Raw genomic sequence first — 12,845 nt, forward strand, 5'->3', positions numbered from 1 at the left:
GATAGGGCCAGCGCCGGCACCCTCCCTGCTGTACCGATCAAAGTGAAGCAGAGCATGGGATACCGACAGCTGACTCAGACCCAACGATACCAGGTTCACGCTTGTATTAGGGTAGGCATGGGCCGCCGCATTCCTAAACACTACGCTGTCGAAAACCTCGACCCACCGCGCTCAGCCATAAAGAACCCGCTGATATTTCGAGCAGCGTTTCCGTTGCTGGCAACGCTGCTTGTCGCCTACTTCGTGACCGCCCCGCTGGGCATTCCCATCGCGTTTGTAACGGGAACAGCCGCCGTGCTGTTAATGGCAATTGCCGGACGCTGGTGGCAAGCAGGCCACGGTGCCATCGTCTCCGTATCGGATGCGTTGCGCGGCGCCCCTTGGCAGATAGTGCTGTTCTCAATCGGCATGTATCTCGTCGTCTACGGGCTGGGTAATGCAGGGCTGACGAACTATGGCGCGATGGCGATTGATCAAGCGAACGTGCCTGCCGTCACTCAGGAATTGATGGTCTACGCCAACGTGATTGGTAATGACCTGGGACCCAAGTTCCCCCCCATTGGCAGCCTCGCCACCCTGCTCTGGCTACACGTACTAGCGGGCAAGGGATACAAAATTGGCTGGGGCCAGTATATGAAAATTGGGTTGCTGATAACGCCACCGGTGCTGCTGGCGACGCTGGTTGCCTTGGCGCTTTGGTTGCCGGTGTTGTCTGCGGGGTGAGCTGAATAGGGGTTTAGGCTGGATGGAAGCTAGGCAGGGTTTCTGGCTAGCTTCTGGTATCGGGCAGAAGCGGACTTTTAGGCAGTGCTGATATAGCGACCGAACTCACCGACTTTTACGAAGCTTCTTTAGCCAAGAGCTGCATGTTGAGTGAACTTGTTTTCAAACCTGCTCTGTTGAACCGGTAGCGCATATAGGCAGATATATCATCCTCGTGGGAGGAGATAACCAACTGGCAATGCTTGAGTTCGCAACGAAGTAGGTCGGTCAAGGAAGCAACGTTGATTTCGTCCAGTGATTGCGACGGGTCATCAATCAAAATGAGAGGCACCTTAGCATAGACCTTGTTGAGTGAGAGGAAGAAGGCAAGGCTAAGTGCGGACACCTGACCAGAACTCATGGACATGACTGCATCGTGCTCAGACTTCTCAGCAGTAAGAAACCTCAACTGCGTACCTTCGCGGCTCTCGATAAACAGGCCCAGGCCGCGCTGGTAGTTTTGGATCAGTCGGCCACTGTAGATATGGAATATGAGCTCAATAGCCGAAATCGTCTGGTCGGTATAACTCTGCTCTGTCTCCTTCAGTGTATCGCGGAGTTTTTTGATCTTACCTTGTGCTTTATGGACTGCCAGGATTTCTTTTTCGATAAGTTTAAGTTCGGAAATACAGGTTTGGAGCCGGGCATTTTGAGCCTGGGTAGCTTTAATCGATATGTACTGCTCTTTATCCCTCAAGTCTTCAGCAGTGATTATGTAGAAGTCCTGTAGGTCTTTGAAGGTGTTGTTTGTTGTTTCTCGCCAGTCCTCTGGCAGCGCTAAAGCATCAGATTCAGCCTGTTTTTTATTTCTTAGAATCTTCTTGAGCGTTTCAAGTCGCCCATCTACTACGTCATCAATTTCCGTGAATGAGTCAGTAAATTGAATGCTTTCGCTTTGCAGCTTCTCCTGTAGCTGGGTTATAGCCGGGAGCCGAAGCTTAATTTTGGCAAGTGCCGAATGAAGATTTGGTTCAAATGTAGGTTTGAGAAAGCCCAGACTGTCTTGTATATGGATGTCGATGAGCTTCAGCTCTGCGTCCATAGCAGCGATAAGGTTAACTAAATCCTTGCCGTCTTGGGATAGCGAATTAGAGATCTGCTTGGTTCTTGCTTCAATGGCATCCACCATTGATTTGTGATCTTCCCAACCAGCGCCACAGAGAGGGCAAAACTGATCGTCAGGATAAGACTTCTTATGCTCCTCAAGTAGCTGCCTTTTTAGGCGTTCCAATTCGGCTGCGACGTTCGCGCTTGCGCTGTTTTTTTCTCGTAGGCTGTTTCGAGATTCAATTTTTGACTCAAACCACTCAAGACGCCCATCTGCCCAGTTTGGTAGTGATTGGGCTTCTTCGACCTTGATTATCGAGGCACCGCGCTTGATGATAGCGGCTGAACGCTCTAATTCACCAACCCTCTTCTTGATTGCTTCAAGCCCATCAAGCTTGCCAAGGTCTTTACCGAACCGAGCCAAACTTCTAAGAGACTCCTCGTTACGAGCAATATTGGCTTCGATTGTCTCGTTGTGAACCCTGGTTTTTATCGTGGCTTTGAGTGGCAGAAGGGCAATAATCTTGCGAACTGATTCCTGATAGGTAGCATGGTCTTCCGCTGAATACGTTGAGAACAAGAGTTCTCTGTCCCATCCAGGTTGGATATCAGTCGTCGAGAGCTTTTTGTACTCAACGATCCCAGCCTCTGCCTGCAATGTATCTCTTAGGGTGGCTATCTCTTCTTTAAGTGATAAAGCTTTTGCCTTGCGCTCAGGATTGTTGATGTACCTTGTAAGTTTATTGTATATGGTGTTACAGCTTTCGATCTCAGCTTCGATATCGCTAATATTGAAGAGATTCCCTAGTTTATCCTTACGTTCATCTACTCGTGTGTGTAAAAGCCTGTTTTGCCCTTGCTCCAGATAGTTAAGGAAGGAAAAGTTCTCCCTGAAATTTTTTCCGAAAACTCCATCAAGGAAGTTGTTGTCGCGCTGATTTATCTTCGTGAAGTCAGACGACTCGAACTCTGGTAGCTCGTAAAGCTTAAAGTTTTCGTACTTGTCCGCACGATTATTTGCTGGTTTTTTGAATATCGCGGATGGACAATGTCTGGCCAAAACAAGTTTTCGATCATCATTAATAAATTCAATTTTAATACAGAAGTCGTTATCGCCGGAGCGATTGTTCCAGAATAGATTGTCCGCGTAGTTTTTCTTCTTGCCATTTAATAATGTATTGAATAGGTTTTGTATTCGACTAATCTGACCAGTGAGCAGTAGTTCGATTGCGTCGAAGATGCTTGTTTTACCATAACCGTTAGGGCCATCAAGAGTTAGCAAGGACGACTCACCAAGATCTAAGTAGATATGCTTGAATGCTTTGAAGCTAGAAATTTCAATCTTGGATATTTGCCAGTTCATTGCTAACCATTTCCTTTATAATGTCGTCGGCGTTTTTGTCTGTAACTTTCTTGATAGTCGAATACGTATCGTTCAGGCCGACTTCTGCAACGGCCTCTGCTGCCTGTAACCTCAAGGACACAAGGCTTCCTTGATGGCTAGGTAACTCCAAGAAAGGAAGCTTGATAAAGGTCTTTGCTGCGAAGCTATATTGTGTGGCGGCAAGAGGATTTTCTTTGTAGTTAAGAAATTCCTTTTTGTCAGCAATCACAGATACCAGTTTGTCGTAGGTGAAATTTGTGAGCGCGCTTTCTTCCGCAGCACTGTAATAGAGGATATATTTTTTATAAAAGTGCGGATCTTCTTCGATTGCGAAGATTTCTTCTTCGTGATCCTTGAACTCAGCCAGAATATCAAGGCGATGAATACAAATTAAATCGCAGTTTTTCTTAAAGCTTGGGTTTCTGAGAAATTCCTCAGGAGCAAGGTGATTGATCCTATTATTCAGCTCTGCTGGGTCAGGGAAGTCGTCAAGATTATGTACCACTGCGAACCTGATGGCAGATCCAGACTCGCGAATATAAAAGCTTGTAGTGTCCAGTTCGCGTTTACTCACAAAGTCATGGGCAACAAGTGCTTCATCAATGAGTTGCTTTATCATTCAGTCGCCCCTCCGCGTCATCTTGTGTTATCACGCTAATGCATAGTGACTTGGTGATGTTGCTTTCCAGCTTTTCAGTGGCCTGCTTGTCTTCGAAGTCATCCGAGTTTGTGAATTTTGTATTAAAGGTGAATGAGGCTTCCGCTTTGCTGGCAATTAGATGGTTGTACTCAAAAAGTAGTCTCAGCAGATCATCGTTGTTTTTCATTTCATGGTTCATGTCAGACTCACACTCTTTGCTTTCATCTACGTCAAGCGCTGTAGGCACGTAGAACCGATTTTCGCTGTCGAGATAATGCGGAAGATGGTTGAATATGGGTTCCACCGAAATAGCCTGTATGAGCTTGGTGTATCGCCTGATGTCGTTCGTCTGAACGACTTGAAACCGCTCGGATGGCTTCATCATCTGGCATAGGGTTGTTAATTCGTTGATATGCGTTTCGCGAATGTGCTCACACAGACGCTTGGCTCTCTCATAAGTGACGTCACTCATTGTTGGTAGCGCCTGATCCAGTCTTTCTTCTAGATGGGCTTGGAGCCTAGCTTTTAATTCAACTGTATAATAGTCCCTATTCTGATAAGGGTTTTCGTTCAGAAGGTCATCTAAAATACTTCTGGCCTTGATACGCCCCTCGTATGCGGCTTTATTTTCTGAGAGCCCATCAACTTGATTTAACTTATGGTTATGTATTGCCTTGGTGCTTATTTTTTCTGACAGTAAGCAATAGTTAAAATTTATAAGGTTATCACTGAAAGTAATGGACTGTTTCTCACATATTTTTTTTATAAGCTCTTTGGTCAGCCCTTCAATTTCACCCAGCCCGCAATGATAGTTTTCTCCGTAGCGGTAGAATTTCACTGTTTCTCCGCTAGCGCCTTTGTGATCATCGGTATTGCTTAGCTGGACGGATACATGAAAGTACCGGGTCGTCCCTTTGATTTTGTCGTATTTGATTAAAGTAGCCTGCTCCAGCGCCGGGGTGTAGCCACTACGATATTTGCTAATCTTCGCTTTAACTTGATGGGCGGTATGTAGCTTTCCATCTTTATAAATAGCGAAGTCGTCGCTACTGTCTAGTTGAAGCTCGAAGTCCAAGTCGCCATCGTAAATAAGTTTAAGTGAGTGATATAGCGCAACTTTTCCTTGATAAACGAAGCCGCTCCACGAGGATATGGCGCTGGCTGGATATTTCTCATCATCATCTTGACTCACATGAACTCCTTTCGCCGATATCGAGCTGCTACCTGCCCCCCTCTACGTGCTGTTGTAGCTAACAGTGTTGATCTAGAGTGCACAGCGCCAAAATTTTGCGTAGGTGAATTGCTTCTGCATGCCGACTCCTTATGTGCTGTCATCCTAAACGCGCAGCATTAGCTGCAACATGACTAGCTAATACTGTTCTGGTCTAATGGATCCGGACACTTTATTTAATTAGCGACAATATCAGTCATCTATTGAGGTGTCCGGATCCATTAGACTAGAACACCTTACTCAAAACACTTGCGCAGTTATCCATCTCAATTTATCGCACCGTTATTTTAAACTGTTACTGATAGGCATTCCAATAACTACATGGCCGCTTTGGGTTGAAGGCAGTCAGCCGCTATTCACTGCAGCATCAAAAAGCCACAATTAACCCACGGAAATACGCTACAAAGGCCAAATCCACTTAGCCCTAACGCTAGCAGATTGCACGCCCTCACGTCACTAGAAATTAGCCTTACATACCATTGCTCTTACGCGCCTTCATTTCCTTGTAACAAAAAGGGTAAGCTGAGCAGCAACACCGCCCTGAGTACGCACTTGATGACCTCACACTGGATACTAGGCCCAGGCGCCATCGGTCGCCTGTTAGCCCATTCGCTTTCTCCTCTTGCTGACATCACCTTAGTCGGCCGCCGCACACTGCCTACGCTGCAAACAATAACCACACCCGAAGGCGAGGCGCGTAGCCAGCACTTAAACGTGATAACCACCTCGCAACTAATAGCCAATACGCCAGCGCCTCCTGCTTTTGTACATATCACCACCAAGGCAATGGCTGCTGAAGCGGCGTTGGAAAGCGTGGCGGGCGTTATTCCCGCAACTACCCCACTGGTGCTGTGGCAAAACGGTTTCTTGGCTCAGCCGAGGCTGACTGAACGCTGGCCGGAGCCAGTGTTGTGTGCGACCACGACGGAAGGTGCTTATCTAACCGGTGATGATGGCGTGTTTCATGCGGGGCGCGGGCATACGTTTGTGGGGGATCTGACGAATCGCCATGGTGCGTTGGCACAGCGGTTAGCGCATCAGCTTAGCCGAGCGGGGCTTGCGGCTACGGCAGTGGATGATATCCATAGCCGCCTATGGCAAAAGCTGGCGGTGAATGCAGCGATTAATCCGTTGGTGGCGTTAAATGGGATTCGTAATGGCGAGTTGTGTGGCGCTGCTTACGCAGGCCGTGTTGAGGCGGTTGTTGAGGAAGTAGCGGCGATTATGCGGGCCGAGGGCATTCAAGCGCCCAACGGGGGCAGCGGCTTGGATGCTTGGCTAGCGTTGGTTTGGGACGTTATTGAGAAGACGGCGAATAATAAGGCGTCGATGTTGCAGGATGTTGAGGGTAAGCGGCTTACCGAGCGTGGTGCTATTTTGGGGCCGTTGATTGAGAGTGGTGAGCGGCGTGGAGTGGGTTGTGAAGTGTTGCTCGGGCTGGATGGTGAGCTGGCGGTGTTGGAGGCGGGGTTTTAGGCTTGCTCGGGCTTGGGGCGGCTGCGCCGCCCTTTCGCGCCGGGCTGCGGGTGCCGCGTTTCTCGCTGCGCTCGCTACTTGTTACCGCGCGCTACACGTTTGAAATTTCAAATATTTCAGATTTTGTAGCGCGGTGTAAGCGTTAGCGCACCCGCGAGGGACGCGGCTATTCGTATGAGGCGGTTTAGGTAACCGGGATCATCACAACGTCGCGGAACACGGGGCGCTCGGTTAGCTGCTGATACCAGCGTTCCAGGTGGTGGCGCGGTTGCCAGGTGAGGCCGATGTTCCATAGGTTATAAACGAAGGGCGCCACGGCAATGTCGCCCAGGCCAAACGCTTCGCCTGAGAACCATGCCTGGTTGGCGAGTGCGTTATCCAGCAGTTCAAACAGTTTTTCGCAAGCCTGCATGCCTGCTTCAATGGCGGCGTTATCGCGCTGCGCTTCGGGCGTTCTCACATAGCCCATTAAAATTACTCGGTGCGCAGGGGAAAGCGTGCTGTTGGCCCAGTCCATCCATTTTTCTGCCTGGGCGCGCTGGGCAGGCTCCTCAATCCACAAGTTTCCTTGGCCATACTGCGCGGCCAGGTAGCGGATGATGGTGTTGGATTCCCACAACAGGCTGTCGGTGGCGTCGTCCTTGAGTAACGGCACCAACCCATTAGGATTCATGGCCTGGTATTCGGGTGTGTTGTTGACCCCGTATTGGAGACCCGCCTGAATTTGTTCAAACGGTACTTCCAGCTCGTTAAGCACCCAGCGTACTTTTTTAACGTTGGTGGAGTTATCGCGGCCCCAGAGCGTAATCATAATGTTCCTTATTGATTGGTTTTTTAAGAGTGTACCTGATCACGCCATGAGATAAAGGTGGTTTGGGTGTGGGGCCGCATTTGCTCGTTCCTCACAAGACGCGTACCGCGCGCTACAACGCCTTACCCCTCGCCTATCACCCTTCACCCTTCACCCTTTCCTGATAGAGCTGCATCAGGCTTGAGAAGTCGAGCTGGCCGTTGCCGTTTGCCTTGTGCTGAGTAAACAGCGTGCGGGCGGCGGAACCCATCGGCACGGGTGAGGCACTTTGCTGGCTGATATCCATGGCAAGGCCCAGGTCTTTCATCATCAGGTCCACCAGGAACCCGCCCTGATACGCGTTGGCAGCGGGCACACTCTCCATAACGCCTGGGTAGGGATTGTAAACATTGAGCACCCAGTTGCCGCCGGAGCTTTTTCGCATAATGTCAGAAAGCACCGCAGGGTCGAGGCCATTTTTGACGCCCATGTTGATCGCTTCGCAGGTACCCGCCATCAACACCGAAAGCAGCATGTTGTTACACGCCTTGGCCACTTGCCCTGCCCCATGGTCGCCCGCGTGGAAAATGTTTCTGCCCATTACGCCTAGCACAGGCGTCACTTTTTCAAACTGGGCCTTTGACCCGCCGACAATAAACGTCAGCGTGCCCGCCAGCGCACCGCTAACCCCACCCGATACCGGAGCATCGACAAAGTCGATCCCGCGCTGTTCGCCAATGGCCGCGACGCTGCGCGCCGTGTCGGCATCAATGGTGGAGCAATCAATCACCAAAGCGCCTGGTTTGATCACCTCGAACAACGCCTCATCGCCATCAACGTAAAGCGCCTTCACGTGCTTGCCTGCAGGCAACATGGAGATAACAAAGTCAGCCTCGGCGGCGGCTTCACGCGCCGAGCCTGCCACTTCACAGCCGTGATCTTTAGCGGCTTCAAGCGCTTGTTCAGAAAGGTCATACGCACGCACGGTATGACCCTCTTTCGCCAGGTTAGCCGCCATCGGGCCGCCCATATTGCCTAAACCAATAAATGCCACAGTAGCCATAACGATTGTCCTTATTGTTAATAACAAACAGCTAATAACAAACGGCGAGTAACGAGCTGCTGGTAATAACCGTTGGTCATGAAATGTTGGCAGTGACCATTTTAGCACCCCGGCGGTACGGCTTATTTACTTCAGGTCCGCAAGCGGGCTATCGGGCCACGGCGATGCTAACAGCGCATCCATGAAGTGCTCTTCCACTTCCCCTACCGTTGAATACGTCCAGCCTGGCAATCCATCTTTATCCACCAGTAATGCGCGTACGCCTTCTGGAAACTCCCGGTGACGACAGCACTGCACAGAAAGCGCCAGCTCTGCCTGGAACACCTCAGCAAGCGACATGTGCTTGGCACGCGTTAGCTGCTCATGGATAAGCCGAATGGAGACCGGACTACCATGCGCCAGCGTCTTTTGCGCTTTGCTGAACCATTTATCCTCACTTTCTACAGCCAGTACGGCGGCCACCCTTTGCTCGACGGTATCGTGGTCCATCAGCTCGCGAATTAATGGCGCGAAGTGACGTATGGGTGTTTCCAGCGCGGCAAACTCTGCTTTCGAGGCTTTTTCAAGCTCGCGCAGCGCTTGATTGACCACGCCGTGGGCATCGGTCTTCTCACCGCTTCCCCAAGTGGCACTGGTCAGTTGCTGAAGCAATTCGTCCCGGCGATGGCTGGCAATGCCACGGTCGGCAAGGCCCAGGTAAAGGGCATCTGATGCATTGATCTGCGCGCCGGTCATGGCCAGAAAACGCCCCATGCCGTTCGGCAGGCGGTTTAAAAACCAGCTGGCACCTACATCCGGATAAAGGCCAATCGTCACTTCCGGCATGGCCAGCCGGGAGGTTTCAGTCACCACACGATGGCTACTGGCGCTGAGCAGGCCCATACCGCCGCCCATTACAATGCCGCTGCCCCAGCAAATAATCGGTTTGCGGTAAGTGTGTAGCCGATAATCCAGGCGGTACTCTCTTTCAAAAAAGCGCTCGGGAAAGCTTGGGTCAGCTTCCCCATTAATCGCTTTATACAGCGTGACCACATCACCGCCGGCGCAAAAGGCTTTTTCACCAGCGCTATCCAGCAGTATGGCAACAACCCGCTCGTCCGCCTCCCAGGCACCCAGCTGCGGCAGAATGGCGTCGATCATGTCCAGCGTTAACGCGTTGAGCGAACGCTCGGCGTTAAGCTTGATTTCAACCACCGTGTGGCCGTCCTGGGTGGCGTGTTCGGTAAACAGTACGCTACTCATTCAGCATCCTTACGTATCGGCTCGAATGGCGACCGCGATCATGTCGGCAGCCCTGTTTTTACAGCTCAGCGGCACCTTCGGCGAGTACCCGGCGCGAAATAATCAGGCGCATGATTTCATTGGTGCCTTCCAGAATGCGGTGTACGCGGGTATCGCGCACATAGCGTTCCATGGGGTACTCCTTAATGTAGCCATTGCCGCCATAAAGCTGTAGCGCCTCATCGCACACTTTAAAACCTACATCGGTGGCAAAGCGCTTGGCCATGGCGCAGTAGGTGGTAGCGTCGGCATGACCGGCATCCAGCTTGGTCGCGGCCATTCTCACCAGTTGGCGGGCGGCGACCAGCTCGGTGACCATATCCGCCAGGCGAAACTGTAGCGCTTGAAAATCCGCTAACCGCTTGCCGAACTGCTGGCGTTCCAGCAGGTAATCACGCGCTTTATTGAGCGCCTGCTGGGCGGTGCCAATAGAACAGGTGGCGATATTGATTCGCCCGCCATCCAGCCCTTTCATGGCGATTTTAAAGCCGTCGCCTTCGTTACCCAGCAGATGATTCGCGGGCACGCGTACGTCTTCAAAGGTAATCATTCGGGTGGGCTGGCTGTTCCAGCCCATCTTGTCTTCCTTGCGCCCATAACTGATGCCTTCGGCCTTGGCATCCACGGCAAATGCGGAAACCCCGCCTGCACCTTCGCTACCGGTACGCGCCATCACCACCAGAAAATCAGTGCTGCCCGCGCCGGAAATAAATATTTTGCTGCCGTTGAGCACATACGCATCGCCCTCTCGCTTGGCCGTGGTTTTAAGCGAGGCCGCGTCGGAGCCCGCATTGGGTTCTGTTAAACAGTACGAACCCAGAAGCTCGCCAGTCGCAAGCTTTGCGCCCCACTGCTTAACGGCCACTGGCTGGCCGAAGTCCGCGAGCATCCAGGTCACCATGTTATGGATGGTGAGATACGCCGTGGTAGAGGTGCAGCCCATTGAAAGCTGCTCGAAGATAATGCTGGCATCCAACCGTGAGAGACCAAGCCCTCCGATGCTTTCCGGCGCGTAAAGCGAGCAAAACCCCAGCTCGCCCGCTTTGCGGATAACATCGACCGGGAAGAAGGCCTCTGCATCCCACTGGGCCGCATGTGGCTCAAGCTCTTTTTGAGAAAATGCCCGCGCCAACTCGGCAAAGGCGGTTTGATCTTCACTCAGCTCAAAATCCATGGCGGTGCTCCGCTGAAAAGCCTTTGCCACCCTTCGCCGCCACGCATTACTCAATGGCGCCAGCATCGGCTGATCAAATTGATAGGTTAACGTATACGTCAACCTATCGCCTAAATTATCGCTGTGCAACTGCTCTGCCAGCGTTAACCGTCACAAACAGCACCTTTACGTTAACGTAAACTTGTTTTAGCCTCAGGGTAAGCGCTTCGTAAAAGCAAACCTTTAGAAAAGCAAATCTTTTAAAAAAGAGAACGACGATGAGCAAAACCTACTCGATCAGCGACCTTGCCAACGAGTTTGATATCACCACGCGCAGCATTCGCTTTTATGAAGACCAGGAGCTGCTTTACCCAGCACGGCGAGGCCAAACGCGCATTTACAGCAGCCAGGACCGCGTTCGGCTTAAATTGACCTTACGGGGTAAACGATTAGGGCTTTCACTGGCAGAGATTCGTGAGCTGTTTGAGCTGTGGGATGAAACCCGCGTGGGGAGTGAGAAGCAGCTTTTACTGATGCTGAACAAAATCAGCGAACGCCGGGCCGCCCTTGAGCAACAAATGAAAGATATCGCCATGATGCAGCTGGAGCTTGAGAACGCCGAGATTCGCTGTCGCCAGGCGCTAGATGAGCTTCACGACAAAGAGGAGTTTGACGAAAAACACACCGGAGCGCCCTCGCCCTCCTCCTGACGTTTCATAAACTCTGCCCCGTCGTACCAGCCTGACTCATTGTACAAACGCTAGCGGCGCCTCATTCCCTACCCAACAATTATTTTCGATAAACGATTTCTAATAAACAATTTCTAATAAAAAGGTGATTGACCATGCATTCTCTCTACTCAGAACTGAATTTCGGTTTGGATGACGAAATGAACATGCTGCGCGAGCAGGTCAATGCCTTCGCCGCCAACGAAATTGCCCCGCGTGCCGCGGAAATCGACCGTAATAATGAATTCCCCAACGACTTATGGAAGAAGTTTGGCGACATGGGTCTTTTAGGCATCACCGTGTCTGAAGAGGATGGCGGCAGCGGTATGGGCTACCTTGCCCACTGTATCGCCATGGAAGAAATCTCCCGGGCGAGCGCCTCTGTCGCGCTGTCTTACGGCGCGCACTCCAACTTGTGTGTGAACCAGATCAAGCGCAACGCCTCCGCCGAACAGAAGGCCAAGTATCTGCCCAAACTGATCAGTGGCGAGCACGTCGGCGCGCTAGCCATGTCCGAACCCGGCGCTGGCTCCGATGTAGTCTCCATGCAGCTGCGGGCTAAAAAAGTCGGCGATAACTACATTTTAAACGGCAACAAAATGTGGATCACCAACGGCCCCGATGCCGATGTGCTGGTGGTCTACGCCAAGACGGATCCAGATGCTGGCTCCAAAGGTATTACCACTTTCTTGATCGAAAAAGGCATGCCGGGGTTTTCCACGGCGCAGAAGCTCGACAAGCTGGGCATGCGCGGCTCCAACACCTGCGAGCTGGTGTTTCAGGATTGCGAGGTCCCCGCTGAAAACGTGCTGGGCGAAGAAGGCAAAGGTGTGCGCGTATTGATGAGCGGGCTGGACTACGAACGCACCGTGCTGGCTGCCGGGCCGGTCGGCATTATGCAGGCCGCTATGGATGTCGTAATGCCGTATATCCATGAGCGCAAACAGTTTAATCAGTCGATTGGCGAGTTCCAGCTGGTGCAGGGCAAAGTCGCGGATATGTACACCACGCTGAACGCCTGCCGCGCCTACCTGTATGCCGTCGCGGCCGCGTGTGATCGCGACCAGACCTCGCGCAAGGATGCCGCTGGCGTCATTCTCTACTGTGCCGAGAAAGCCACCCAGGTAGCGCTCGATTCCATTCAGTTGTTGGGCGGTAACGGTTATATCAACGAATACCCCACCGGGCGCCTGCTGCGCGATGCGAAGCTGTATGAAATCGGCGCGGGCACCAGTGAAATTCGGCGGATGTTGATTGGCCGCGAACTCTTCACCGAAAGCCAGTAGAGGC

The 12,845-nt window shown here is 51.7% G+C and carries 11 protein-coding genes; 4 read left to right on the forward strand and 7 right to left on the reverse strand.

The features are described 5' to 3' along the window. A partial coding sequence (locus tag ACT3RQ_RS00005) for an ArsB/NhaD family transporter (RefSeq protein ID WP_444679727.1) occupies positions 1–723 on the forward strand: 723 nt, incomplete at its 5' end. Between the two features lie 115 nt (positions 724–838). On the opposite strand, the gene ACT3RQ_RS00010 is transcribed toward ACT3RQ_RS00005, so the two are convergent. Genes ACT3RQ_RS00010 through ACT3RQ_RS00020 form a run of 3 tightly spaced genes read right to left on the reverse strand, consistent with a single transcriptional unit; the run spans position 839 to position 5,025 of the window. Next, a complete protein-coding gene (locus ACT3RQ_RS00010) occupies positions 839–3,172 on the reverse strand; it encodes an AAA family ATPase (RefSeq protein ID WP_444679728.1) in 2,334 nt (777 codons plus the stop codon). Next, positions 3,147–3,812 (reverse strand): ABC-three component system middle component 1, encoded by a 666-nt coding sequence (locus ACT3RQ_RS00015; RefSeq protein WP_444679729.1) that lies wholly within the window; start codon positions 3,810–3,812, stop codon positions 3,147–3,149. Before ACT3RQ_RS00015 ends, ACT3RQ_RS00010 begins: the two co-directional genes overlap by 26 nt. Beyond that, entirely contained in the window at positions 3,793–5,025 is a 1,233-nt protein-coding gene (locus tag ACT3RQ_RS00020; RefSeq protein WP_444679730.1) for an ABC-three component system protein, read from the reverse strand. The genes ACT3RQ_RS00015 and ACT3RQ_RS00020 overlap by 20 nt, the downstream gene beginning before the upstream one ends. A 594-nt stretch (positions 5,026–5,619) precedes the next feature. On the opposite strand from ACT3RQ_RS00020, the gene ACT3RQ_RS00025 reads away from it, so the two are divergent. Next, on the forward strand, positions 5,620–6,540 hold the full coding sequence (locus ACT3RQ_RS00025; RefSeq protein ID WP_444679866.1) for a ketopantoate reductase family protein: 921 nt from the start codon (positions 5,620–5,622) through the stop codon (positions 6,538–6,540). Between the two features lie 184 nt (positions 6,541–6,724). On the opposite strand, the gene ACT3RQ_RS00030 is transcribed toward ACT3RQ_RS00025, so the two are convergent. The 4 genes from ACT3RQ_RS00030 to ACT3RQ_RS00045 form a co-directional block, all read right to left on the reverse strand. Next, a complete protein-coding gene (locus ACT3RQ_RS00030; protein ID WP_444679731.1) occupies positions 6,725–7,351 on the reverse strand; it encodes a glutathione S-transferase family protein in 627 nt (208 codons plus the stop codon). Between the two features lie 136 nt (positions 7,352–7,487). Next, a complete protein-coding gene (gene mmsB / locus ACT3RQ_RS00035; RefSeq protein WP_444679732.1) occupies positions 7,488–8,393 on the reverse strand; it encodes a 3-hydroxyisobutyrate dehydrogenase in 906 nt (301 codons plus the stop codon). A 126-nt stretch (positions 8,394–8,519) separates the two neighbouring features. Then, the gene (locus ACT3RQ_RS00040) at positions 8,520–9,635 is read right to left on the reverse strand and encodes an enoyl-CoA hydratase/isomerase family protein (RefSeq protein ID WP_444679733.1); all 1,116 of its coding nucleotides are present in this window, start codon (positions 9,633–9,635) and stop codon (positions 8,520–8,522) included. 58 nt (positions 9,636–9,693) lie between these two features. After that, positions 9,694–10,848 carry an acyl-CoA dehydrogenase family protein gene (locus ACT3RQ_RS00045; protein WP_444679734.1) on the reverse strand — a complete coding sequence of 385 codons (1,155 nt, stop codon included), beginning with the start codon at positions 10,846–10,848 and terminating at the stop codon, positions 9,694–9,696. A 257-nt stretch (positions 10,849–11,105) separates the two neighbouring features. On the opposite strand from ACT3RQ_RS00045, the gene ACT3RQ_RS00050 reads away from it, so the two are divergent. Together ACT3RQ_RS00050 and ACT3RQ_RS00055 are read left to right on the forward strand one after the other, a co-directional pair. Next, positions 11,106–11,537, forward strand: a complete 432-nt coding sequence (locus ACT3RQ_RS00050) for a MerR family transcriptional regulator (protein WP_087108627.1) — start codon at positions 11,106–11,108, stop codon at positions 11,535–11,537. 134 nt (positions 11,538–11,671) lie between these two features. Then, entirely contained in the window at positions 11,672–12,841 is a 1,170-nt protein-coding gene (locus ACT3RQ_RS00055) for an isovaleryl-CoA dehydrogenase (protein ID WP_172116429.1), read from the forward strand. Positions 12,842–12,845: the final 4 nt, after the last annotated feature.

It is taken from the genome of Halomonas sp. AOP43-D1-4 (genome assembly GCF_052446175.1).
GTDB lineage: Bacteria > Pseudomonadota > Gammaproteobacteria > Pseudomonadales > Halomonadaceae > Vreelandella > Vreelandella citrativorans.